The organism is Flavobacterium keumense (genome assembly GCF_029866485.1).
In the GTDB taxonomy this organism is placed as follows: Bacteria; Bacteroidota; Bacteroidia; order Flavobacteriales; family Flavobacteriaceae; genus Flavobacterium; species Flavobacterium keumense.
Genome location: NZ_CP092332.1, coordinates 1,398,665 through 1,422,221 on the forward strand (window position 1 = coordinate 1,398,665; position 23,557 = coordinate 1,422,221).

The 23,557-nt window shown below is 35.3% G+C and carries 23 protein-coding genes; 9 read left to right on the top strand and 14 right to left on the bottom strand.

The window, feature by feature from the left end:
* Both MG292_RS06125 and MG292_RS06130 read left to right on the top strand, forming a co-directional pair.
* Positions 1-585, top strand: coding sequence for an RNA polymerase sigma factor (locus MG292_RS06125; RefSeq protein ID WP_264533597.1), 585 nt, complete (start codon positions 1-3; stop codon positions 583-585).
* Between the two features lie 50 nt (positions 586-635).
* Positions 636-779 carry a hypothetical protein gene (locus tag MG292_RS06130; RefSeq protein ID WP_264533596.1) on the top strand — a complete coding sequence of 48 codons (144 nt, stop codon included), beginning with the start codon at positions 636-638 and terminating at the stop codon, positions 777-779.
* A 71-nt stretch (positions 780-850) separates the two neighbouring features.
* On the opposite strand, the gene MG292_RS06135 is transcribed toward MG292_RS06130, so the two are convergent.
* Positions 851-1,501 (bottom strand): endonuclease III domain-containing protein, encoded by a 651-nt coding sequence (locus MG292_RS06135; RefSeq protein WP_264533595.1) that lies wholly within the window; start codon positions 1,499-1,501, stop codon positions 851-853.
* Between the two features lie 60 nt (positions 1,502-1,561).
* Between MG292_RS06135 and bcp the strand changes: the two genes are divergently transcribed.
* Positions 1,562-2,014, top strand: coding sequence for a thioredoxin-dependent thiol peroxidase (gene bcp / locus MG292_RS06140; protein WP_264533594.1), 453 nt, complete (start codon positions 1,562-1,564; stop codon positions 2,012-2,014).
* 57 nt (positions 2,015-2,071) lie between these two features.
* Here the strand turns inward: bcp and MG292_RS06145 are convergent, their stop codons facing one another.
* Positions 2,072-3,532 (bottom strand): TonB-dependent receptor, encoded by a 1,461-nt coding sequence (locus MG292_RS06145; protein WP_264533593.1) that lies wholly within the window; start codon positions 3,530-3,532, stop codon positions 2,072-2,074.
* 227 nt (positions 3,533-3,759) lie between these two features.
* On the opposite strand from MG292_RS06145, the gene MG292_RS06150 reads away from it, so the two are divergent.
* Both MG292_RS06150 and MG292_RS06155 read left to right on the top strand, forming a co-directional pair.
* Positions 3,760-4,524: an MBL fold metallo-hydrolase gene (locus tag MG292_RS06150; protein WP_264533592.1), complete on the top strand. Its 765-nt coding sequence runs from the start codon at positions 3,760-3,762 to the stop codon at positions 4,522-4,524.
* A gap of 8 nt (positions 4,525-4,532) precedes the next feature.
* A complete protein-coding gene (locus tag MG292_RS06155) occupies positions 4,533-5,033 on the top strand; it encodes a hypothetical protein (protein WP_264533591.1) in 501 nt (166 codons plus the stop codon).
* A 9-nt stretch (positions 5,034-5,042) separates the two neighbouring features.
* Here MG292_RS06155 and MG292_RS06160 read toward each other — a convergent pair whose 3' ends face one another.
* Genes MG292_RS06160 through MG292_RS06175 form a run of 4 tightly spaced genes read right to left on the bottom strand, consistent with a single transcriptional unit; the run spans position 5,043 to position 9,222 of the window.
* Positions 5,043-5,693: an alpha/beta hydrolase gene (locus tag MG292_RS06160; RefSeq protein WP_264533590.1), complete on the bottom strand. Its 651-nt coding sequence runs from the start codon at positions 5,691-5,693 to the stop codon at positions 5,043-5,045.
* A gap of 4 nt (positions 5,694-5,697) precedes the next feature.
* Positions 5,698-6,027 carry a hypothetical protein gene (locus MG292_RS06165; protein ID WP_264533589.1) on the bottom strand — a complete coding sequence of 110 codons (330 nt, stop codon included), beginning with the start codon at positions 6,025-6,027 and terminating at the stop codon, positions 5,698-5,700.
* A gap of 3 nt (positions 6,028-6,030) precedes the next feature.
* On the bottom strand, positions 6,031-7,287 hold the full coding sequence (locus MG292_RS06170; RefSeq protein WP_264533588.1) for a dihydroorotase: 1,257 nt from the start codon (positions 7,285-7,287) through the stop codon (positions 6,031-6,033).
* A 6-nt stretch (positions 7,288-7,293) separates the two neighbouring features.
* Positions 7,294-9,222, bottom strand: a complete 1,929-nt coding sequence (locus MG292_RS06175; RefSeq protein WP_264533587.1) for a vWA domain-containing protein — start codon at positions 9,220-9,222, stop codon at positions 7,294-7,296.
* 131 nt (positions 9,223-9,353) lie between these two features.
* Between MG292_RS06175 and MG292_RS06180 the strand changes: the two genes are divergently transcribed.
* Positions 9,354-10,457, top strand: a complete 1,104-nt coding sequence (locus MG292_RS06180) for a lactonase family protein (protein ID WP_264533586.1) — start codon at positions 9,354-9,356, stop codon at positions 10,455-10,457.
* Between the two features lie 55 nt (positions 10,458-10,512).
* Here the strand turns inward: MG292_RS06180 and MG292_RS06185 are convergent, their stop codons facing one another.
* The 7 genes from MG292_RS06185 to MG292_RS06215 form a co-directional block, all read right to left on the bottom strand.
* Entirely contained in the window at positions 10,513-11,859 is a 1,347-nt protein-coding gene (locus MG292_RS06185) for a DEAD/DEAH box helicase (protein WP_264533585.1), read from the bottom strand.
* A 69-nt stretch (positions 11,860-11,928) separates the two neighbouring features.
* Positions 11,929-12,693 carry a TIGR02757 family protein gene (locus MG292_RS06190; RefSeq protein WP_264533584.1) on the bottom strand — a complete coding sequence of 255 codons (765 nt, stop codon included), beginning with the start codon at positions 12,691-12,693 and terminating at the stop codon, positions 11,929-11,931.
* 30 nt (positions 12,694-12,723) lie between these two features.
* Positions 12,724-13,389 (bottom strand): ABC transporter ATP-binding protein, encoded by a 666-nt coding sequence (locus MG292_RS06195; protein ID WP_264533583.1) that lies wholly within the window; start codon positions 13,387-13,389, stop codon positions 12,724-12,726.
* A 65-nt stretch (positions 13,390-13,454) separates the two neighbouring features.
* Entirely contained in the window at positions 13,455-13,760 is a 306-nt protein-coding gene (locus tag MG292_RS06200) for a DUF6787 family protein (RefSeq protein ID WP_264533582.1), read from the bottom strand.
* Between the two features lie 104 nt (positions 13,761-13,864).
* Positions 13,865-14,815: a D-2-hydroxyacid dehydrogenase gene (locus tag MG292_RS06205; RefSeq protein ID WP_264533581.1), complete on the bottom strand. Its 951-nt coding sequence runs from the start codon at positions 14,813-14,815 to the stop codon at positions 13,865-13,867.
* A gap of 91 nt (positions 14,816-14,906) precedes the next feature.
* Complete coding sequence (serC, locus tag MG292_RS06210) at positions 14,907-15,977, bottom strand: 3-phosphoserine/phosphohydroxythreonine transaminase (protein WP_264533580.1); 1,071 nt, start codon at positions 15,975-15,977, stop codon at positions 14,907-14,909.
* A gap of 90 nt (positions 15,978-16,067) precedes the next feature.
* A complete protein-coding gene (locus MG292_RS06215) occupies positions 16,068-17,129 on the bottom strand; it encodes an acyl-CoA reductase (RefSeq protein WP_264533579.1) in 1,062 nt (353 codons plus the stop codon).
* 135 nt (positions 17,130-17,264) lie between these two features.
* Here MG292_RS06215 and MG292_RS06220 point away from each other — a divergent pair, with 135 nt between their 5' ends.
* The gene (locus tag MG292_RS06220; RefSeq protein WP_264533578.1) at positions 17,265-17,615 is read left to right on the top strand and encodes a 4Fe-4S dicluster domain-containing protein; all 351 of its coding nucleotides are present in this window, start codon (positions 17,265-17,267) and stop codon (positions 17,613-17,615) included.
* A gap of 70 nt (positions 17,616-17,685) precedes the next feature.
* On the opposite strand, the gene MG292_RS06225 is transcribed toward MG292_RS06220, so the two are convergent.
* Positions 17,686-20,157 carry a TonB-dependent receptor plug domain-containing protein gene (locus tag MG292_RS06225; RefSeq protein ID WP_264533577.1) on the bottom strand — a complete coding sequence of 824 codons (2,472 nt, stop codon included), beginning with the start codon at positions 20,155-20,157 and terminating at the stop codon, positions 17,686-17,688.
* Between the two features lie 224 nt (positions 20,158-20,381).
* On the opposite strand from MG292_RS06225, the gene ychF reads away from it, so the two are divergent.
* Both ychF and MG292_RS06235 read left to right on the top strand, forming a co-directional pair.
* Positions 20,382-21,476, top strand: a complete 1,095-nt coding sequence (gene ychF / locus MG292_RS06230) for a redox-regulated ATPase YchF (RefSeq protein ID WP_264533576.1) — start codon at positions 20,382-20,384, stop codon at positions 21,474-21,476.
* Between the two features lie 179 nt (positions 21,477-21,655).
* Positions 21,656-23,512 carry a DNA topoisomerase IV subunit B gene (locus tag MG292_RS06235; protein ID WP_264533575.1) on the top strand — a complete coding sequence of 619 codons (1,857 nt, stop codon included), beginning with the start codon at positions 21,656-21,658 and terminating at the stop codon, positions 23,510-23,512.
* Positions 23,513-23,557 lie beyond the last annotated feature (45 nt).

The following is a 23,557-nucleotide window of genomic DNA, read 5'->3' on the forward strand; positions in this document are numbered from 1 at the left end:
ATGGCTATTCCTCCTATTGATGATGCTACATTAGTAAATGATTATATTGCGGGCAATGAAGCTGCTTTAGCAACTCTTATCAAAAGACACCAATCCAAAATTTTCGGTTTTATCTATTCCAAAATTGGAGATAGAGATCTTGCAGACGATATTTTTCAAGATACGTTTATCAAAGTAATTCGCACTTTGAAATCCAATGCGTATAATGAAGAAGGTAAATTCTTGCCTTGGGTAATGCGAATTGCTCATAATTTGATTGTAGACTATTTTCGTAAAAACAAAAAAATGCCTTTGTACAGAGAAACAGAAGAGTTTTCTATCTTTTCTATTATGACAGATGATACACTTACAATAGAAAATAAATTGATTTCAGATCAAGTGGCAAAAGATTTACGTAAGTTGATAGAAGAACTACCAGATGATCAAAAAGAAGTAGTAATGATGCGCTTGTACCAAGATATGAGTTTTAAAGAAGTCTCAGAAGCAACAGGGGTAAGTATCAATACGGCTTTAGGTAGAATGCGATATGCTTTATTGAATTTGAGAAAAGTAATTGAGAAACACCAAATTATTTTGACGAACTAAACAATATTTTGTGGTTTTTGTCGTTGTAGTCTAAATTGTAAATGTAAACTATGGCAAAAATCTACTCTAAAAAATCATTTGTTGCTCCAAAAATGAAACCAAAGAAAGAAGTTGTTTCTTTTTTGTTGAACTATTCAAAAGCGTTGAAAGTAGTCAAAATTGAGCAAGCTACTTTTGAACTTATCGCTAATTAAAAATTCATTGTTAGTTGTTAAACCACCTTTGTTAATGTATTAATGAAGGTGGTTTTTTATGATTTAACTATTTATTTTTTAAAGTAATCGTCTAAAATGGATTTTCTTCCTATTGTTTTTGTGATGATATCTTTTTCTAAATCCCATCCACGTGCAGGCGAATATTCGCGGCCATACCAAATGATTTGCAAATGCAATTCATTCCATAATTCCTCTGGGAAAATGCGTTTGGCATCTTTTTCAGTTTGTACCACATTTTTACCGTTGGTTAGGTTCCAGCGATACATTAAACGATGGATGTGTGTATCTACCGGAAAAGCTGGAACACCAAAGGCTTGAGACATTACAACACTAGCAGTTTTATGACCCACTGCTGGTAGTTCTTCCAAGGCTTCAAAGCTTTGAGGAACTTGCCCGTTGTGTTTTTCAATTAGAATTTGTGATAAACCATAAATTCCTTTTGATTTCATGGGAGATAATCCACAAGGACGAATGATTTCTTTAATTTCGTCTACAGACAGTTTGACCATGTCGTAAGGATTATCTGCTTTAGCAAATAACAGAGGGGTAATTTGATTCACCCTAACATCTGTGCATTGTGCAGATAGTAATACTGCTATTAATAAGGTATAAGGGTCTTTATGATCCAAAGGAATTGGAATAGTTGGATACAATTCTTTTAACGTATTTATAACAAATGTTACCCGTTCCTGTTTGTTCATTTTTGTATTTTTATTCTTGTAAAAATAATACAATTCTAATTATTCAAAAAAAAGAATATTATGACAACATTACAAATAGGGGATAACGCTCCACAATTTTCTGGAGTAGATCAAGACGGGAAAACGCATCAATTGGCTGATTATCTGGGGAAAAAATTGGTAGTCTTTTTTTATCCAAAGGCAAATACGCCAGGCTGTACTGCAGAAGCTTGTGATTTAAGGGATAATTTTGAACGTTTTCAAGCCAATAATTATGCTCTTTTGGGAGTGAGTGCTGATTCTGCCAAAGCACAGGCTAAATTTAGAGAGAAATTCGATTTCCCTTTTCCATTATTGGCTGACGAAGATAAATCAGTAATTCATGCCTTTGGTGTTTGGGGACCTAAGAAATTTATGGGTAAAGAATACGACGGTATTCACAGAACTACGTTTGTAATTGACGAAAACGGAATTATAGCAGATGTGATTTCTGATGTGAAAACTAAAGCGCATACCTCTCAGATTCTGAAATAAATTACATAAAAAATACAAATCCCTAATTCAATAGTAGAATTAGGGATCTGTATTTTTTTAAACCTCTTTTAAAAATTTACTCGGTTCATAACCAAATAGATGGTGTTCTTTGATGATTTCAGAAACTCCAGAAGGAAGCATTTCTTCCCATCCTTCTTTTCCTTGGCTAATCATTTTTAATACCTCTCGAGAGAATACTTTTAATATTTCAGGGTTGTAATCTTCAATATCTACCACTTTTCCGTTGAATTTGAAGAATTTGTATAATTCTTTCATCCTAGGATGTACCTTTAGATTGTCTGAAGTTATAATTTCTCCATCTTCACCAATCATTGGGTACAAGAATACTTTCATGTCACGGTAGAATAATTTACCAAAAGCTTCAAGAATTCCACCACTTAGATGGCGATAGTATTTTTCGTCAAAGATATCAACGAGATTGTTTACTCCCATTGAAAGTCCCATTCGGGCTTTGGTATAATTAGCAAAATATTCTACTACTTTATAATATTCTTGGAAATTGGATATCATTACGGTTTGTCCTAGAGAACAAAGCAACTCGGCCCGATCCATAAAGTCTCGTTCATCAATTTCTCCATCAGAACGTAAATTGGATAAAGTAATTTCAAAAATAACTAATGTATTTTCTTTTTCTACTTTATTTTCTTCTAAAAACATTTTTAATGATTTCTCATACATATCCATATTTACTTTTGTAACAGGACGAAAACTTCCTCTAAAAGCTAATATGTTTTTTTTGTATAAGATAGCTGCTGGTAAGATATTTTTCCCTTCAGGATTGAACATTACGGCATCTGTCATTCCGTTTTTTACCAACTGCAAACTCATTAAACGGTTATCAACATCGGCAAAACGAGGTCCTGCAAAGTTGATGGTGTCAATTTCTAATTGGTCTTTATCTAAATGATCATATAGATAGCGTAATAATTTTTTAGGGTCATTGTATTTGTAATACGCCCCGTAAATTAAGTTGACACCAAGAATTCCTAAAGTTTCTTGTTGTAGTCTTGAGTCCGTTTCTTTAAAACGAATGTGTAGAATGATTTCATTGTAGGCCTCATCAGGTTCAATTTGGAAACTAATTCCAACCCAACCGTGTCCTTTGAATTGCTTTGCAAAATCAATAGTTGCCACAGTATTAGCATAACTAAAGAACATCTTGTTAGGGTGTTTATCTCTGCTTAAACGTTTCTCAATCAAACTAACCTCATGAGAGAGCATTTTTTTTAGTCTACTTTCGGTTACATAGCGGCCATCTTCTTCAACTCCATAAACAGCATCACTAAAGTCTTTATCGTAGGCAGACATTGCTTTTGCAATGGTTCCGGATGATCCTCCTGCTCTAAAAAAGTGTCTAACCGTTTCTTGTCCGGCACCAATTTCGGCAAAAGTACCGTAAATGTTTTCATTGAGATTAATTCGAAGCGCTTTGTCCTTTATAGAAGGAATTTGCTCTATAACTTTGTCTCCCTTGAGTTTTATTTTTTTAGTAGTCATTTTTTGTAAAAGTGCTAATATGTTACAAAGTTAACAAATTAGGAGTTTGTTGAAAGATATTTAACCTTATTTTTGTAAAAAAATGCTACAAAAGAGGCATTATTATTTGAATCTTATTTTTAGCGTTTCCAAATATAGAATCACTATTTTTATCCACTCTTTTTTTTGTTTTTGATAGCAAATTGTAGCATCTATTTTTAAGTTGAATTGATAAAAATAATTGTTTTTTGAAAATATATTTTTTAGGTACTGGTACATCGCAAGGCATTCCTATTATTGGGAGTGATCATCCTGTTTGTAAAAGCATTGATGTCAGAGACAAACGTTTGCGTGTTTCGGCTTGGGTGTCATGGGAAAATCATTCATTTGTATTTGATTGTGGCCCTGATTTTAGGCAACAGATGTTGGTTTCCAATTGTCAAAAAGTAGACGGAATTTTATTTACTCACGAGCACGCTGATCATACAGCAGGGATAGATGATATTCGGCCGTTTAATTTTCGTCAAGGACCAATGCCAATTTATGCGCACCAACGTGTAATTGATAATTTAAAAAATCGTTTTGATTATGTGTTTGAAACGGAAAATAAATATCCAGGAGCTCCATCGGTATCAACTATCGAAGTCCAAAACAATCGTCCATTTGTAATTGGAAATAAAACAGCAATTCCTATTAACGTTATGCATGGCGATTTGCAAGTCTTTGGTTATCGTATTGATGATTTTGCTTATTTGACAGACGTAAAAACAGTTGAGGAATCAGAAATTGAAAAACTAAAAGAGCTTAAAGTTTTGGTCGTAAACGCTTTACGCGAAGAACCGCACCAAACCCACTTCAATTTGCAAGAAGCCTTAGATTTTATAACTTTGGTACAGCCTGAGAAAGCCTATTTGACACACATTAGTCATCATTTGGGTTTTCATGAAGAAGTACAAAAAAAGCTTCCTGAAAATGTTTTTCTTGCGTATGATAATTTAGAAATCACCATTTAATTTTCCTTATGAAACGTTCCTTACTACTTTATTTAACGATACTTTTTGCCTTAACTACCTTGTTCACTTATGTGTTTTTGAGCAGTGAAGTGAAATTTGAGCAACAGCGTTCCGAAAAGAAAATATCCAAATTGAGGGATAGTTTGACTTTGGTTTCGAATCAATTGGCTGATGCCAATTATTTTTCTTTGGCCAAAAATGAAAATGCACAAAACTATTTTGATAACACAAGTACGAAAAGGACAATTCAATATGAGAAATTGATTCCGGTAGTGACTGAAAAATTATTGGATTATAATTCCAATCCGAAAGGGAATCCGTTCACAGGTCAAGACCAAATAGGCGCAAATAAATTCATTATTAATAAAGTGAAAATACTGAATCACCGCTGGATTATCGCTGATTTTAGTGATGGTGAAATTTGGGGTGAAGTGCTATTGAAATACTTCGTAAATGAGGATGAAACCATCTCTTTTGAAGTCAATCAATCTCTTCTGTATCAAAAATAAACGAGTTTTTTACGAGTGGGCTTGCAGCCAATTTTTAAAATCAAAAAACACTTGAGGTGAAATCCCATGCCCGATTGGGTATTCTTTGTAGGTGTGAGTAATGCCTAATTGCGTTAAAAACACATCTGATTTTCTTGCCCATTCCACAGGAATAACTTGATCTACAGTGCCGTGGGAAGCAAAAATACCCAAGGTAGAAAAGTCGTTATTTTCAAAGCCTGCTTTAAGAATAGGTTCGCTTACATAGCCGCTTAATCCTATTACATTTTTGATTTTTTGAGGGTCAGAAAGCGCTACTCCGTAACTTAAAATGGCTCCTTGGCTAAAGCCAATTAGTGTAATATTTGTAGCATCAATAGGGTAATTCTCAAGTAGTTCGTTGATAAAAGTACCAATCAAATCTCTAGAAACTTTAGCTTGTTCATGGTCAGAGAATTTATTTTCGTCGGCATCAAAATTGATGGCATACCACGCATAGCTTCCATATTGTAAATCGTAAGGTGCACGTGCTGAAACGACATAATAATCTTCAGGGAGTTCAGAAGCAAAAGAAAATAAATCGGCTTCATTGCTGCCGTATCCGTGCAATAAAAGCAACAGCGGATTTGAATCCTTTTTTATTTTGGGTGCTCTGATGAGGTATTCTAAAGATAAATTCATAGCATTACGAAATATTGGATAACCATTTCTGGAAATAGGTTCCTAATAGCGGCATCGGTTTGGTTTCGCCTTTAATGGCAGTAAAAATGCCATACCCCCATAAAACAGAAATAAAAATCCACATAGGAAATGAAATCAATAAACTGTCAAAATTACTAATGATTAATCCCAAAGAAATAAAAGTCAAAGTCAATCCTAATCCTTGACGGATATGAAAAGTGGCAAACGGATTTTTACTTTCAGCATTCATAGACATTGCTATGAATACGCCAATACCTAAAATATAACTGGTGATGGCGATGGATTTTCCGGCCTCAATCGTTTCTTTATTCATGATTTATTGGTTTAGAATCAGTTGGTATTGATTTACAATTCCATATACTTTTCCTTTGATTTCGGTACCAATAAAGGCCGAGTTTTTCGATTTTGAACGGATGGCTTCGGAAGTAAAAGTGCTTGTTCCTTCAGGGTTGAATAAGCTTAAGTTGGCTTTTGAACCTTCGATTATTGAAGGAGTTGCTAACCCAAAAACAGTTCTACCAAAAGTGAGTTTTTCAACTATAATTTCGATAGGTAATACAGTCATTAAGGCTCCAAAAGCACTTTCCAATCCAATGGTGCCACTTTTAGCGGTGTCAAAATCCATTTTTTTATGTTCAATATCAATAGGATTGTGGTCTGAAGTAATGATATCGATAGTGCCGTTTTTAACACCTTCTATCAAAGCCAATCGGTCTGTTTCTGTACGCAATGGCGGACTTACTTTATAACGAGTGTCAAACTCTTCTAGTTTTTCCTCGGTTAAAACTAAATGATGTACTGCGACACTACAACTTACTGCTAATCCTTTAGCTTTGGCTTCTTGGATTAGAGCAACTGATTTTGCAGTTGAGATAGTTGGAATGTGTAATTTTCCTCCCGTATATTCGAGTAAAAATAAGTTTCTGGCGACTTGTAATTCTTCAGCTAAATTAGGAATTCCTTTAAGTCCCAATCGTGTTGAAACGATTCCTTCGTTAGCGACTCCATTTCCTTTGATTTTTTCGTCTTGGGAAAAAGCTATCACTAAGCCGTTAAAATCTTGTGTGTATTGTAATGCGATTTTTAACAAATTGGCATTGTCCAAACTTCGATTGTAATCTCCAAAAGCAATAGCTCCCGCATTTTTCATATCGAATAATTCTGCCATGTCATTTCCTTCACTTCCTTTGGTTAAGGCGCCAATAGGGAATAATTCGGTTGCTGCACCTTGGGCTTTACTTTTTACAAAATGCACTTGGGATTGATTATCGATAATTGGGAATGAGTTGGGTTGTAATGCAATTCCGGTGAATCCACTTTTTGCAGCTACTTGTAATCCGTTCTCGATAGTTTCTCGGTCTTCAAAACCAGGTTCGCCTAAAGAGACACTGCTGTCGAACCAACCTGGTGAAACGTGTAGATTATCGAGTTGAATTTCTGGTAAATTCTCAGGATTAGTTAGTGCAGTTCCTAGTGTAGTGATACAACCATCAGCAATTAATATATCTAGGGTCTTATTGTGAAATGGACTTTTGGAGTCGATAATTTTTGCGTTACGAATGATGGTGTTCATATGAATTTATTTTACAAATCGAATTATAGCCGTTTCGCTAATGAGCATAAGCAGTGCAAATATAAGAAACCATTTCCATATTTGACTATCGTTGTTTTCAGTTCTTATTTGATCAAAAACAGAAGATATGGATGTGATTTGCGAAATTTCTGAGAGTAATTTTTTGTTGTTATGTATTAAGTTACTTTCTTTTCTGTCGTAATTGAAACTGATGTTTTCTACCCATTGTTTCTTGTTGAAAACACTAAAATTACCTGCTTGTAAAGGGTAGTTTTCAAAATTCATTTTGACTTTTGTGCCTAAATTTTGTTGGATCGGAATGAATTCTTCGGTTTTGTTTTTAACAGTTAGAATGCCTTCTTTGCTTAAATCAGTTTTGATAAAATACGAATTGGTATTGCCAATTGTTCGTGCAGCAATTCCATTTTTTTCTTGACTTTGCGCCAATTGATAAAAAACAGGTACAATCAGAGGTGATTGTTGGAAATTGGAATTTTCCATATTCAATGCAGCAGAAAAAACAGATACAATGCCCGCTCCTGTATTGGAAGAAACTAAAAAGGGACTTTCATCTTGATAGGATAAAACAGCAGGGCTTGTACTTGTAACGGTAAACGAAGTTTTGGTTTTTGGGTACTGAAAATTCGAAATTTGATTTTCAAAAACGTTTCTAAAAATAGGATGATTGAAATGAATTTTGGTAATCAATTTTTCGGTAGTATTGACCGATTTAAAGCTTGTATTTCCTGTCATTTGAACCAGAGAATTGAGATTAGAAATCGATGCTTTTACCGAAGGTATAACAATGAGATTACCTCCTTTTTCAACAAATGAGTGTAAAGTGGTTTGTAGCGCTTGTGGAATATCTTCTACTTCGTTCAAAACGATGGCATCTTGGTTTTCTATAAGGTTATAATCCAATTGCGCCAACGTACTGTTTTGGTATTTAAATTCATCGTTGGTGTAAATTCGGGATAAAAACGCATTTTTTGCAACTTCGCCAATGCTTATTACTTTGGTTTTTGGGCTTTCGCCAATGCTAAAATAGTAGGTGTTGTCAAAAGTCAATCCGTTATCTACAAGAGAAACAGAGCCATGAAATGCTTTTTTAGGAATAGTAAACGGAATAACTTGCTTTTGTTTTTTTAAGGAAATCATCGTTTTGGCAACTAACTTGTTTTGATTGTATAATCCCATTGAAACAGGTTGGTTATTTTCTCCATAATTGCTAACCTGGACTCCAATTTCGTAAAAATTGTCTAATGTCTGACGAATGAAGACGCTATCGATGGATACATTGTTTTGCTGCTCTGCTTTTGGAATAATAAATGAAATGGCATCTGTTTTAGCTATTGTTGTAAGCTGTTTTGACTCTAAACCGATAGCATCAGAGATGACTACAATTTCTTTTTGATACAATGACGGACGAGCTTGTATTTGATTTAAAATTGGATCTAATTCGAAAGGTGTTGCGCTGTATTGTAGATTTTGAAGTTCTTTTTGGATGGACTTTATATCGGTGTTCCAAAAAGTCTCTGTATTGGTCAACAAAGAAAAATGAATGGTCTCGGGCGTTGTTTCTAATAGTTCTTGAATAGCGCGTTGTAGTAATTCGCCTTTCTTGCCTTTGGCCTGCATGCTGTACGAATTGTCAAGGATGATATACAACTCCTTTTGCGAGTTCGACTTTTCTTTGGAAAGTGAAAAAGGTTGGGCAAAAGCCAAAACCAAAGCGGTTAGAAGCAATAATCGGGTGGTTAGCAATACCCATTTTTTGATTTGTGAACTTTTTCTGGTTTGAATAGCAAGTGCTTTTAGAAAGCGAACATTAGTAAAAAATTCTTTTTTAAATCGACGCAATTGAAACAAATGAACCAAAATTGGCACTATCAATAGAAAAAGAAAGTACAAAATTTCGGGATGTTTGAATTGCATTAATTTTGGATTTAGATGATGTACGATTCAAAATTACAAATTTGAAATTAGTTAATCCATTTGGGAAGGTATTATTTAATCGGTATTGGTTTCATTTTATTATGTATTTTAGCTTTTCAATTGTATTAAAAATGAAAAACGGTATCACACTTTTTTTAGTAGCTTTTATTTCTTTGGCACAAGCTCAAACTAAAAAACTACCTTTATTAATAGGTACTTATACCAATAGTTGTGACAGTAAAGGAATTTACGTGTACGATTTTGATACCAATACGGGTGATTTTGTATTCAAAAATGCGACTGATAAGGTATTTAATCCAAGTTATTTGGCACTTTCTAAAGATCAAAAGATAGTATACTCGGTTAATGAGAATGGAGCCGAAAGTACGGTAAGCTCGTTTCAATTTGATGCAGTGAGTGGAAAATTAACGAATTTGAACCAGCAAAAGGCGCAAGGTGCCGACCCATGCTATATTATCAATGACGATACGAATGTGATTGTAGCCAATTATTCGGGAGGAAATATTGCTGTTTTTGGCAAAAAATCGAATGGTAGTTTGTCTGCCATTAAACAAGAAGTACAACACAAAGGAAAAGGAGTTCATCCTCGCCAAGAAAGCGCACACGTACACATGGTGTATTTTTCGCCAGATAAAAAACACGTACTAAGTACTGATTTAGGAACTGATACTGTTTATTTGTACGAATACCATCCAAATTCAGCTACCAGTGTCTTGAAATTGAAAAGTACCATTTCATTACAAGCGGGTAGTGGACCACGACATTTAACTTTTAGCAAAGACGGTAAAAAGGTGTATGTATTGCAAGAATTAAACGGCGCTTTGTCGGTTTTTAATTTTATCAATGGGAAGTTGAATGCAATCCAAGAAACCACTATTTTAGCGAAAGACTTTAAAGGTAATTTTACAGGAGCCGATATTCATATTTCACCTGACGGAAAATTTTTGTATGCTTCGAATAGAGGAGAAGCCAATACCATTTCGATTTTTAAAATCCTAAAAAATGGGCAGTTACAGCCACAATCAGTGGTTTCTACTTTAGGGAAAGGACCTCGTAATTTTGTTATTGACCCCACAGGTAGGTTTCTTTTAGTAGCGCATCAATACTCAAATGAAGTAGTTGTTTTTAAAAGAAATGCGGTCTCGGGAGCTATAACTGATTCAGGTAAACGCCTAGAATTATGCTCACCGGTCTGCCTGGTGTTTGGGAAATAATATTAGATTTACGATATACGATATGCGATTTTCGAAAAGAGTAAATAAGATACTATTATTTTTTCTTCTTTTTCTGCGCTCTGGTTTTGAGCATGTTTCGATTGACAGAACCGTGTGTTTTCTTCTTGGTTTTAGAAGGTCCACCTAGGTTGATTTTGGTATTCTTTTTGGCTTTTTCATGAAAAGCACCTTCTCCTTCTAATTTGACTTTTTTCATTAAAAATTTCACCGGTTGGCGGTCTTTTTCAGGGCCAATTAATTTGATTGAAACTTCAACTTCTTCTGGAAAAGGAGTGATTTCCAGTTCAGTATTCATTAATACTTCAACTTCTATGAATGATTCCTCTTCGCGAGGTGCTACAAAACTAATAGAAGTTCCTTCGGCATCGGCACGACCGGTACGTCCAATACGGTGCATGTACAATTCAGGTAGTTCTGGCATTTCGAAGTTGATGACGTGTGTAATATTGGAAATATCCAAACCTCTCGCCATAATATCAGTCGTAATTAATCCGCGTAAATTGCCTTCTTGAAACTCTGCCATCGTATTCAAACGGTAGTTTTGTGACTTGTTGGAGTGAATTACTCCAAACTGTCCTTCAAACGCTTCTTCAATACTTTCAAAAAGTAGATCCGATATTTTTTTATTGTTTACAAAAACCAAAACACGGCTCATCGTTTGATCTGTAGTCAATAAATGTTTCAGCAAATTGACTTTGGTATTGAAATTTGGAACTTGGTAAGTGATTTGTGTAATTTTTTCTAAAGGTGTTCCTGAGGCAGATAATGTCACTTCTTCTGGGTAATCAAAAAAGTCATTCAAAACGTCATCTACTTCCTCAGTCATCGTGGCTGAAAATAAGATGTTTTGACGTTTGGTTTTCATCATCGCTAGCAAGGCAGTTAATTGAGGTCTGAAACCAAGATTGAGCATTTCGTCAAATTCGTCAATGACTAATTTTTGAGTTTCGTCAAAACGAACTACAGCGTCTAACGCTAAATCCATAGTTCTGCCCGGTGTTCCTACTAAAATGTCCACACCTTCGTAAACGGCTTTTTTCTGAGTATTGATGTTGACCCCTCCGTAAATTCCGAGGGTTTTGACCGACATGTATTTAGTCAGTTTTTCTACTTCTTCCACCACTTGAACGACTAATTCTCGGGTTGGAACCAAAATCACAATTTTTGGAGTGTTGGTATTGGTAAACTTGTATAGTTTTAGTAGAGGTAATAAATAAGCAAAGGTTTTACCCGTTCCTGTTTGTGCAATTCCCATCATATCACGACCCGACATAATCACAGAAAATGATTTTTCCTGAATAGGAGTAGGCGTAGTAAAGCCTAACTCATCAATGGCTTTTTGCAAGGATTTAGGGAGATTGAATTGCTCAAAAGTACTCATAAATTGCTATTTTGTGCAAAGGTACATTAAAATGAGGGATTTTTGGTGTATTAAGTTGTTCGTGTCAAATTAAAACCCCTCAAACACACCCAACCCAAACAATGCAAAATCATATTTTACTGGGTCATTCGGGTCTAGAATTCGCAATTGAGTATCGAGTTCGGCTAAGGCTTTAGCGTCATTTTGTTTGCGGTGCAATAAGCCTAATTTTCGCGCCACATTACCCGAATGTACATCGAGTGGGCAAGAGAGCGTTGCAGCTGAGATACTTTTCCAAATACCTAAATCGACACCTTTGTTATCTTGGCGCACCATCCAGCGCAAAAACATATTGATTCGTTTAGCCGCCGAATTATTTAATGGGTCTGAAATGTGTTTTTGAGTTCGTGGGGTATGTGGAACATTAAAAAAAAGTTTCTTGAATTCGTGTATGCTCTTTTGCATAGACAATGGTTCTTGGTTTTGAGCAAAAACGGCTTCGAGTCCGTTGAGGTTTTTATAAATGTGTTGTAACCCTTTGACAAAAACAATAAAATCCTGTCCGTTGAAGGTGCGATGTACAAACGATTCTAAGTCGTTCAAATCTTTCTCTTGATGCGAAAGGACAAAGTCATAAGGGGTATTACCCATTAATTCCATCATGCGATGTGCATTTTTGATAATCATCTTTCTATTGCCCCAAGCAATGGTTGCTGCTAAAAATCCAGCTATTTCAATATCTTCTTTTTGAGAAAATAAATGCGGAATTTGAACGGGGTCGCTATCGATAAAATCTCGGGTATTGTATTGGGTAACTTTTTCGTCTAGAAAAGATTTTAGTTCAGAATGAGTCATAGTAGAAAGACATTAAATAATGTTTTGCAATTAAGGATTGCTAATTTGTCCGTCTACCATGATTAATTTTCTGTCCGCCATATTAGCTAGTTCTTCGTTGTGCGTTACAATCACAAAAGTTTGCCCGAACTCATCACGCAATTGAAAAAACAATTGGTGTAAATTTTCTGCTGAATGGGTATCGAGGTTTCCAGAAGGCTCATCGGCAAAAATAACGTCTGGTTTATTGACTAAAGCCCGAGCTACTGCTACACGTTGTTGTTCACCTCCCGAAAGGGCATTGGGTTTGTGATCCATTCGGTCTGAAAGACCTAAATACTCCAAGAGGCGTTTCGCTTCTTTTTCAGTTTCTTGTTTGTTTTTATTGGCAATAAAAGCCGGAATGCATACATTTTCTAAAGCCGTAAATTCAGGAAGTAATTGGTGAAATTGAAAGATAAACCCCAGATTTAAGTTTCTGAATTGGGATAAGGTTTTATCATTCATGGTCAACACATTTTCGCCATTGATGAATAATTCTGTTCCCTCTTGTATTGAAGGCTTGTCTAATGTGCCGAGTAGTTGTAACAAGGTTGTTTTTCCTGCTCCCGAAGCCCCAACAATAGCAACGATTTCTCCTTTTTGAATGTGTAAATTAACTCCTTTTACCACTTCTAATTGGTCGTAAAATTTATGTAGGTTTTTCGCTTGTATCATTTGGAACTTGTTTTTACAAAGAAACAAAGATTTTTGGTTATCCAAATGAAAAATTTAGGTTCGAATTATTTTTCTTTGAACAAGAATCCCAAACCCATTTGGCGCAAGAGTTTCTTTTCAAATTGCCAGAAAAAGGGAAACTGACCAAAAAGAAATCCAATGCCAACTAAAAGTACTTGGTATAATGGGAATATCAAAAGTAGTCGGATAGGAGTGAAGAAAAATCCGAAATCATCTTTAGTAATTTCTAGCCATATACATACAGGTTTCGAAGCCATTGCTGAGGCTGAACCCGTGATTGCAAAAACGATAAAAATAATAGCCAGTTGGAAATTGGATTGCACTCCCCAACGCTCTTTTAATTTTTTCATTAGGATTATCTAAAGCATTACAAAGTTATGATTTTTGCACTAACTAAAGTATAAAAAAAGGATGTCTTTTTGGGACATCCTTTGTATCTATATATTTGAAAAAATTAACCTAAAATACTGATGATTTGTTGCGCTAATTCTGTTCCAATTCTATCTTGTGCTTCTCCTGTAGCAGCTCCAATGTGAGGAGTCAAAGAGATTTTTGGGTGCATAAGGATTTTGATTTCTGGTTTTGGTTCGCTTTCAAATACGTCTAATCCAGCAAAACCAACTTTTCCGCTGTCTAATGCTTCGATTAAAGCAATTTCGTCAATTACCCCACCACGCGCGCAGTTTACAATACCTACACCATCTTTCATAATAGCCAATTCCGCTTTTGAGATGATGTATCCGTTTTGAGCAGGAACGTGTAATGAAATGAAGTCAGCTTCTTTGAATAACGATTCTAATGATTGCGATACAATAGTTGTAGTTACTGATTGTCCGTCAAAGAATTCTACTTTTACATCTACTTTATCAATAAAACTATCTGCAGCAATTACTTTCATCCCTAAACCAAGCGCCATTTTTGCAGTAGCTTGACCAATACGACCAATACCTACAATACCTAAAGTTTTACCTCTTAATTCAGTTCCGTTAGCGTATGCTTTTTTCAATCCTTCAAAGTTAGCATCTCCTTCTAAAGGCATATTTCTGTTGGAGTCGTGTAAAAAACGAACCCCATTAAATAAGTGACCAAAAACCAACTCAGCAACTGATTCTGAAGAAGAAGCAGGTGTGTTGATTACATTGATTCCTTTGCTTTTAGCATATTCAACATCAATGTTATCCATTCCAACACCACCACGACCGATGATTTTGATACCAGGACAAGCATCGATAATGTCTTTACGAACTTTAGTTGCGCTACGAACTAAAATAACACTTATATTATTTTCGTTAATAAAGTTAGCCACTTGTTCTTGGGCTACTTTAGTAGTAATCACTTCAAATCCACCTTTTTCTAATGCTTGAATTCCACTTTTAGAAATTCCGTCATTTGCTAATACTTTCATTTATTTTAATTTAAAGATTGAATAATTTAAAGATTCAAAGATTCAATCTGGATTATTGTTTTATTTTTTCAATTTTTAAATCTTTAAATTTTTAAATTGATTTTTCCAAAGCTTGCATTACGTCAACCAATACTTGTACACTTTCAATTGGCATAGCATTGTACATAGACGCTCTGTAACCTCCAACTGAACGGTGACCTGGCAATCCAGAGATTCCAGCTTCTTTCCACATAGCATCAAAAATGGGTGCGTGTTCTGGGTTGTTCAATAAGAAAGTAGCATTCATATTAGAACGATCTTCTACCGCTGCTGCTCCTTTGAATAAAGGATTTCTATCAATTTCGTTGTAAAGCAATTCCGCTTTAGCATTGTTGATTTTTTCTATTGCAGCAATTCCGCCTAGTTTTTTCAACCATTGTAAGGTTAGTAAAGAAGCATACACAGGGAAAACAGGTGGTGTATTGTACATACTTTCTGCTTTAATGTGTTTTGCATAATCTAACATACTTGGAATTTCTCTTCCGTTTTTACCTAAGATTTCTTCTTTGATAACTACTAAAGTTGTTCCGGCAGGTCCCATATTTTTTTGAGCTCCAGCGTAGATAATGTCAAATTTAGAAAAGTCCAATTGACGTGAAAAAATATCAGAACTCATGTCGCAAACTACGGGAATATTAGTAGTTGGTATTTCTTTCATTTGAGTTCCAAAGATAGTATTGTTACTAGTACAGTGGAAATAATCTGCATCAGCAGGAATACTATATCCTTTAGGTACATTATTGTAATTTTGTTCTTTTGATGAAGCTACAACAACAGTTTCTCCAAAATATTTTGCTTCTTTAATTGCGGCAGATGCCCAAGTTCCAGAATCCAAATATGCTGCTTTCCCGTTTACTTTCATCAAGTTATAAGGAACCATTAAGAACTCCAAACTAGCTCCTCCGGCAAGGAAAAGGGCTTGATATCCTTTGCCTTCTAAACCTAATAATTCAAGAACTAATGCTCTAGCTTCATCCATTACCGCAACGAAATCTTTGCTTCTGTGCGATATTTCCAAAATAGATAAACCTGAATTATTGAAATCCAAAATGGCTTGTGCTGATTTTTCAAAAACTTCTTGTGGTAAGATACAAGGTCCTGCGCTGTAGTTGTGTTTTTTCATGGTTGTTGTTTGTTCCAAAATTTAAAAGTGCAAATTTCGGGAATCAGACTTTAAAAACCGTTAAATAATCAGAAATATTTAAACAATTTTTTACTTTATTGTTAACGAAAACGAAATAGTATCAACATTGTCTGCATAATCCCATAATTGAGGGTGTTGTGTCTGTCCAAATGGAATACTGTTTTTTATTAAATTATTGCTTACAATACATTGGATTTTTTCGGTATCTAATTCCAATCTTTTCTCGACTTCAGCAAGGGTGTCGTAGTATTCATAAAATACGCTAGAAATAGGAGAGGCGTAGTTGATGTCTTCTTTTAGAGTCAAAAATCCGTTGTCCAATAATTGGTAATTACTCATTAAAAAAACCGCCTTATTGTAGTCGTAATTATTAGCATATTTTTCATAATGAATCACGTCTTGGTATTCAAATATTGCTTCAAAAAAGGCGTCAAATGAATAGCCTTTTGGGACAAAAAGTTTGGAAACATTGCGGCAACCTAACCCAAAATAACGGAAAATATCTTCACCTAAAGCAACGAGTTGTTCTTTGGTTTCGTTACCATTTAAAACGGCAACCGAATTTCTGTTTTTTCGAATGATAGAAGGCTTGTCTTTAAAATAATATTCAAAATAACGCGCTGTGTTGTTGCTTCCTGTGGCAATAACCGCATCAAAATTTTCTAATTTTCCTGAGACAAAAGTGATTTTGTTGGCCAATTCAGGTTCAATTGCAATGAGATATTTTGCTAAAAAAGGTAGTAAGTATTGGTCGTCAGAGGATGTTTTAACAATTGCATTATGTCCAGCCATTAAAACGGAAATAAAATCGTGAAATCCAACTAGCGGAATATTTCCTGCTAAAATTAATGCAATAGTTTTGGATTTGTTACCATTAAAATCATAAGACGATGTCCATTGATTTAGGTTTGCAGGTGTTAAGGCTTTCGCCCAAGATTGTATCGAAAAATACACTTGTTCAGGAGTGTACCAGCCGTTATGCGATTGCGACAAATGAATCAATTGATGGAAATCGTCAAAAAACAAATCATTTTGAGGAACGCTAGAATCTTTAGTCGAATTGTCTTCTGCAAACTGATTTAAAAAGCGTCCTAATGTAACAAAAACATTTTTTTTTGTTTCTAAGTCCATAATGTTTGTTTATGAATGGTTTTGATTGTAATTTTGCACAAAGATAATGAGTGAAAAGGCAATAGCCAAAAGTTTAAAAAATAAGGCGAATTACTTTGAAATAATTTAAACTTTTAAACAACTAAACTTAATAGAATGGCAATTATTATTACAGATGAATGTATCAATTGTGGTGCTTGTGAGCCAGAATGTCCAAATACTGCAATTTACGAAGGAGCTGATGACTGGAGGTATAAAGACGGAACTAAATTAACGGGTAAAGTGATTTTGCCAGATGGTACTGAAATTGACGCTGACGCAGCGCAAACACCAATTTCAGATGATGTATATTACATTGTTCCTGGAAAATGTACGGAATGTAAAGGTTTTCACGATGAACCACAATGTGCGGCTGTTTGCCCTGTGGATTGTTGTATCCCTGATGAAAACCACGTAGAGTCTGAAGAAACCTTGTTAAACAGACAAGCATTTTTGCATAACGAATAATTTTTAAAACTTTATTGTAAAAAAAATCCTGAGCAATTACTCAGGATTTTTTTGTTTCTAAAAAGTTGAATTAGAATGTAAATCCTAATCTAGTATAGTAATACGCTCCGCTGAATCCCATTTGAACAGCATCCCAATATCCACCAGCTTCTACCCAGTCATCTTGTTGGTCAGGATAGATGTTGAATAAGTTATTAGCACCAATACTTAATTTAGATGATTTATTTAATTTAAAACCTAATGTTAAATCAGTAACAATTTTGGCACTATACGTATCTGTTGCTGCTTTAATTTGATTGGCAAAACTACCGTAATCAGCTACATCTTCATACATTTGGTAGTCTAATAATTCTACTTTACTAAAACGGGTAAACGCTAATCCAGCATTGAACCATTTTTTATCATAATTAAGATTTAATCCAAATTTATTAGCAGGAGCTGAAGCTAATAAGAAAGCTTTTTCTCTTTCTCCGAAGAATGTTTCTTTATCTAAAGTGCCATTTTTTACATCGCCAATTTTCATGTGGTTGATGTTTCCAACTAAGGTTGCAGCAAAATTACTGTCTCCAAATTTCTTTTTCCAAGCCAATACAACATCTACTCCAGCAGTTTTAGTATCTACTCCATTAGTAAAAAATTGTGCAGCAGAAACACCAAGATTCAATGCTGAAGCATCAAAGTATCCAGTTAAAACAATACGGTCTTTTACATTAATAAAATAACCGTCTACTGTTGCAGTCAATGCTCCAAAACTTGCAGTTACACCTAAAGATCCATTTACGGCTTTTTCTTCATTTAGTTTGTTTATTCCAAAAGCCTGTGTTACAGGGCTATTGTTTGGTGATAAAATAACTTCTGTTGCTCCACCAGCATTGAAATTAGTAAAACGCAAATTATAATATACTTGAGCTAAAGATGGCGCTCTAAATCCAGTACTTAACGATCCTCTAAAATTGATATTGTCAGTTGCTTTTAGGCGTGCTGCTAATTTTCCATTTAGTGTACTTCCAAAGTCGCTGTAGTTTTCAAAACGGATAGCAGTACTTACTAATAATTTTTTAGTTACATCAAATTCAGCATCGGTATACAATGAGACATTATTGCGGTTTTTCTTTACTTCGTTTGCAGGACTGTAACCTGGAAAACCTTGAGAACCACCTGGACGTAACTCTCCTGAAATAGGATCAATTGGTGCTGTTTGTGTTGCAGGATTTGTAATTGGTCTTCCAGAAGTATCGTAAGTAGCATAAGAACCTTCTTCTCCAGCAAAAATGCTAAATTGTTCGGTTCTAAATTCAGCTCCAAAAGCCAAGTTCATTCCGTTTAAAACAGAATCATAGTTTTTAGAAAAATCCAAGTTAGTGGTATTTTGACTTAAGCTGTGTCCACCTGCGTCGAATTCTGTTGGAGAATTTCCAACTAAAGAAGCATTGATAGTTCCTTTAATATAGTAGTGGAAAAGGTTTTTTCCAAAGGTATTACTTAAATCCATTTTCCATCCAGAGGCATATTTAGTTCTCATACCAGCTGCGATAGAATTATCCACAATCTCCGAAGTAATTCGTGGAGTAAACCCTCCAGGGTAAATAGATTCCACTACTCTTTCTCCTCCATTTCTTGTAAAGGCATAAGCGTCAGTATCTCTAAAGTTTCTTCCTCCAAATGCATAGAATTCTGTTTTGTCGGAAATAGGTACCACTAAATTACCAAAGAGATTAAGTCCTTGAATAGCCGCTTCACCAAAACCTTTTCTGAAGTCAAAACCTGGACGTAATGTCTTTTCTTTGTTTAAGTATTCAGCAGTAAAGTTGGCAATCCCTCCCTTTTTGCCTACTGCTACACCGTAGTTAGCAGCAACTTTTATGGATTGTCCGTCAAAATTTCTTTTTTGACCTAATGTATTTCCAAAACTATTTTCGTCTAAGAAATTATTTTTAGTGTTTGCTGTACCTGGATCAAAATCACCTTGAGCGTTTGTGTTATATGCTCCGTAAGTTACAGCTCCAGTAAGTTGATTAATATTGTCATTTAATACAATATTAATTACTCCTGCAATAGCATCTGAACCGTATTGCGCTGCTGCACCGTCTCTTAAGATTTCAATCCTTTTAATTGCTGATGCTGGGATTGAGTTTAAATCGGTACCTGTATTTCCTCGTCCTTTTGTTCCAAATAAATTGATCAAAGATGATTGATGTCTTCTTTTTCCATTAATCAAAACTAAAGTTTGGTCTGGTCCCATTCCTCTTAAAGAGGCAGGGTCTACGTGATCGGCTCCATCAGAACCGGATTGTTTATTAGCGTTAAATGAAGGTGCAACGTATTGTAATAATTCGTTGATTTCTAATTTACCACTTTGTGTGGTTACATCTTTAATGTTAATTACGTCAATAGGCACAGCAGAGTTGACAACTGTCCTTTTTGTGTTTCTGGAACCTACAACTTGAACTTCTTTCAATTCTTTTGCTTCAGAATTTGTGTTTTCCTGAGCAAAAAGACAGGTCAAATTGAATAATGCTAAAAGTAAACTATACTTTCTCATAAATAAATTTGGATTTGGTTTTTATTTGGTTAAAATCGGACGCAATATACTAAATTTTTGAAAAAAAGTAAGTAAAATGTTCTTTTGGGTAAGAATATTACAAGAAATGTAAGAATTTGTTGTTTTTGTTTAACAAACCTTTTTTTAGTTTTATATTTGCACTCTTTTTAGAAAAATAATTCAAAAAAATAATAGTCTAGTAGCTACTTGAAAATATACTTTTTATGAAAGCAGGAATTGTAGGATTGCCAAATGTAGGAAAATCAACGTTGTTTAATTGTTTGTCTAATGCCAAAGCGCAAAGTGCTAACTTTCCGTTTTGTACTATTGAGCCTAACATTGGTGTGGTAAATGTACCTGACCCAAGAATCAACCGTTTAGAAGAACTAGTAAAACCAGAGCGTGTGCAAATGGCAACCGTAGATATTGTGGATATTGCGGGATTAGTAAAAGGAGCAAGTAAAGGCGAAGGTCTAGGAAATCAGTTCTTAGGAAATATTAGAGAATGTAATGCGATTATTCATGTGTTGCGTTGTTTTGATAATGATAATATTGTTCACGTGGATGGTAATGTAAATCCAATCCGTGACAAAGAAACGATTGATATTGAATTGCAGTTGAAAGATTTAGAAACGGTTGAAAAGCGTTTGGAAAAAGTCAATCGTGCGGCTAAAACTGGAAATAAAGAAGCGCAAGCCGAACAAGCATTGTTGAACCGAATTCGCGAAGCCTTATTACAAGCCAAATCAGCGCGAACTGTAGTGCCTGCTAATCAAGATGAGGAAGAATTAATGGAAAGTTTCCAATTAATTACCAATAAGCCGGTGTTGTATGTGTGTAATGTTGATGAAAGTTCAGCGGTAAATGGGAATAAATATGTAGATCAGGTACGCGAATTGGTAAAAGACGAAGAGGCCGAAGTGATTATTCTTTCGGTAGGTGCTGAGGCAGATATCAATGAGCTAGAAAGTTATGAGGAACGTCAAGTATTCTTGGAAGACATGGGATTGACTGAGCCAGGGTCGTCTGTTTTAATTCGTGCAGCCTACAAACTATTAAAACAACAAACCTATTTTACTGCGGGTGTAAAAGAAGTTCGTGCTTGGACTATCAATATTGGAGCTACTGCACCACAAGCTGCAGGAGTAATTCATACTGACTTTGAAAAAGGATTCATTCGTGCCGAAGTAATTGCTTTTGAGGATTTCTCACAATACGGTTCAGAGGCCAAAGTGAAAGAAGCAGGTAAACTTCGTGTAGAAGGAAAAGAATATGTAGTCAAAGACGGCGATGTAATGCACTTTAGATTTAATGTGTAGTCAAGATAATAATAAAAAAACCGCTAAAGTAATTTAGCGGTTTTTTTATTGCCTCACTTCGTATATCGTACCTCGTCAATCGTACTTTTTATTGTCAATATCATTCTTAATAACTTTGATTTGGGCTTGTTTTAGATTTTGCTAAAATGGCTTATATTAGCACCAAATCGATACTTTAAATGTCCGAACAAAATCAATACAACGAAGACAATATTCGTTCGCTCGACTGGAAAGAACACATCCGTATGCGTCCGGGTATGTACATTGGAAAACTGGGTGACGGTTCTTCGCCAGACGATGGTATTTATATCTTACTCAAGGAAGTACTTGATAACTGCATCGATGAGTTTGTTATGGGTGCTGGAAAAACCATTGAGGTGACTATCAAAGACAAAATGGTAACCGTGCGCGATTACGGTCGTGGAATTCCATTGGGTAAAGTGGTCGATGTAGTTTCCAAAATGAACACAGGAGGGAAGTACGATTCCAAAGCCTTTAAGAAATCAGTAGGTTTGAATGGGGTGGGTACCAAAGCGGTAAATGCCTTGTCGAATTATTTCCGTGTAGAATCTGTTCGTGATAACCAACAAAAAGCGGCTGAATTCTCGGCAGGTAATTTGGTTTTGGAAGAAGAAGTACAAGAAACCACCAAACGTAAAGGAACGAAAGTAGCTTTTATTGCTGACGATCAGATTTTTAAAAACTACAAATACCGTAACGAGTATGTGGTGAAAATGTTGAAGAACTATTGTTACCTCAACACGGGTTTAACCATTTATTATAACGGCGAAAAATACTATTCGGATAACGGATTGAAAGATTTGTTAGAAGAAACGATTACCGAAGAAGATTCGGTATATCCAATTATTCACTTGACAGGTGATGATATTGAAATTGCGTTAACGCATAGTAAATCGCAATATTCAGAAGAATATCATTCCTTTGTTAATGGGCAAAACACTACTCAAGGAGGAACGCACTTGAATGCCTTTAGAGAGGCAGTCGTAAAAACCATTCGTGAATATTACAACAAAGGTTTTGAAGCTTCGGATATCCGAAAATCAATTGTTTCGGCAGTCTCTGTCAAAGTGGAAGAGCCTGTTTTTGAAAGTCAAACTAAAACCAAATTAGGTTCAACGGATATTGGTCCGAATGGGCCAACCGTGCGAACTTTTGTGCACGATTTTATCACCACCAAATTAGATAACTTTTTGCACAAAAATCCAGAGGTGGCTGATGCCCTTTTGCGTAAGATTTTACAAGCAGAAAGAGAACGTAAAGAGTTGTCAGGCATCCGAAAATTAGCGAAAGATCGTGCTAAAAAAGCGAGTTTACACAATAAAAAACTACGTGATTGTCGGGTTCATTTAACGGATATAAAAAACCCACGTTATTTAGAAAGCACCTTGTTTATTACCGAGGGGGATTCGGCTTCGGGTTCTATTACCAAATCGCGTGATGTGAATACGCAAGCGGTATTTAGTTTGCGTGGTAAGCCGTTGAATTCCTACGGAATGACCAAGAAAATCGTGTACGAAAACGAAGAATTTAATTTGCTTCAAGCGGCTTTGGATATTGAAGAATCCATGGAAGACCTGCGTTACAACAACATTGTAATCGCTACTGATGCCGACGTCGACGGTATGCACATTCGCTTGTTGTTGATTACGTTTTTCTTGCAATTTTTCCCAGAGTTAATCAAGGACGGCCATTTGTATATTTTACAAACGCCTTTATTTCGTGTGCGAAACAAAAAAGAAACGATTTATTGTTACAGCGAAGAAGAGCGTGTTAATGCCATTGAAAAATTAAAACCCAAACCAGAAATTACTCGATTCAAAGGATTAGGGGAGATTTCGCCAGGCGAGTTCAAGCATTTTATTGGTGCTGATATTCGTTTGGATCCTGTAATGCTCGATAAAGCCACTTCAATTGAAACATTATTGGAGTTTTACATGGGTAAAAACACACCCGACCGTCAAACGTTCATCATCAATAATTTGAAGGTGGAATTAGACGTAGTTGAAAAAAATTAGTGTTCAGTGTTCAGCCTAAAGTGAGCAGTGATTATATAAAAAAAC

Excerpts from the sequence above, each read along its gene's own strand:
- MG292_RS06225 (WP_264533577.1), bottom strand. The coding sequence starts at position 20,157 with ATGAGAAAGTATAGTTTACTTTTAGCATTATTCAATTTGACCTGTCTT.
- ychF (WP_264533576.1), top strand. The coding sequence starts at position 20,382 with ATGAAAGCAGGAATTGTAGGATTGCCAAATGTAGGAAAATCAACGTTG.
- MG292_RS06135 (WP_264533595.1), bottom strand. The coding sequence starts at position 1,501 with ATGAACAAACAGGAACGGGTAACATTTGTTATAAATACGTTAAAAGAA.
- MG292_RS06205 (WP_264533581.1), bottom strand. The coding sequence starts at position 14,815 with ATGAAAGTATTAGCAAATGACGGAATTTCTAAAAGTGGAATTCAAGCA.
- MG292_RS06145 (WP_264533593.1), bottom strand. The coding sequence starts at position 3,532 with ATGACTACTAAAAAAATAAAACTCAAGGGAGACAAAGTTATAGAGCAA.
- MG292_RS06220 (WP_264533578.1), top strand. The coding sequence starts at position 17,265 with ATGGCAATTATTATTACAGATGAATGTATCAATTGTGGTGCTTGTGAG.
- MG292_RS06165 (WP_264533589.1), bottom strand. The coding sequence starts at position 6,027 with ATGAATAAAGAAACGATTGAGGCCGGAAAATCCATCGCCATCACCAGT.
- bcp (WP_264533594.1), top strand. The coding sequence starts at position 1,562 with ATGACAACATTACAAATAGGGGATAACGCTCCACAATTTTCTGGAGTA.
- MG292_RS06170 (WP_264533588.1), bottom strand. The coding sequence starts at position 7,287 with ATGAACACCATCATTCGTAACGCAAAAATTATCGACTCCAAAAGTCCA.
- MG292_RS06235 (WP_264533575.1), top strand. The coding sequence starts at position 21,656 with ATGTCCGAACAAAATCAATACAACGAAGACAATATTCGTTCGCTCGAC.
- MG292_RS06130 (WP_264533596.1), top strand. The coding sequence starts at position 636 with ATGGCAAAAATCTACTCTAAAAAATCATTTGTTGCTCCAAAAATGAAA.
- MG292_RS06160 (WP_264533590.1), bottom strand. The coding sequence starts at position 5,693 with ATGAATTTATCTTTAGAATACCTCATCAGAGCACCCAAAATAAAAAAG.
- MG292_RS06180 (WP_264533586.1), top strand. The coding sequence starts at position 9,354 with ATGAAAAACGGTATCACACTTTTTTTAGTAGCTTTTATTTCTTTGGCA.
- MG292_RS06190 (WP_264533584.1), bottom strand. The coding sequence starts at position 12,693 with ATGACTCATTCTGAACTAAAATCTTTTCTAGACGAAAAAGTTACCCAA.
- MG292_RS06185 (WP_264533585.1), bottom strand. The coding sequence starts at position 11,859 with ATGAGTACTTTTGAGCAATTCAATCTCCCTAAATCCTTGCAAAAAGCC.
- MG292_RS06200 (WP_264533582.1), bottom strand. The coding sequence starts at position 13,760 with ATGAAAAAATTAAAAGAGCGTTGGGGAGTGCAATCCAATTTCCAACTG.
- MG292_RS06155 (WP_264533591.1), top strand. The coding sequence starts at position 4,533 with ATGAAACGTTCCTTACTACTTTATTTAACGATACTTTTTGCCTTAACT.
- MG292_RS06175 (WP_264533587.1), bottom strand. The coding sequence starts at position 9,222 with ATGCAATTCAAACATCCCGAAATTTTGTACTTTCTTTTTCTATTGATA.
- MG292_RS06215 (WP_264533579.1), bottom strand. The coding sequence starts at position 17,129 with ATGGACTTAGAAACAAAAAAAAATGTTTTTGTTACATTAGGACGCTTT.
- serC (WP_264533580.1), bottom strand. The coding sequence starts at position 15,977 with ATGAAAAAACACAACTACAGCGCAGGACCTTGTATCTTACCACAAGAA.
- MG292_RS06125 (WP_264533597.1), top strand. The coding sequence starts at position 1 with ATGGCTATTCCTCCTATTGATGATGCTACATTAGTAAATGATTATATT.
- MG292_RS06195 (WP_264533583.1), bottom strand. The coding sequence starts at position 13,389 with ATGATACAAGCGAAAAACCTACATAAATTTTACGACCAATTAGAAGTG.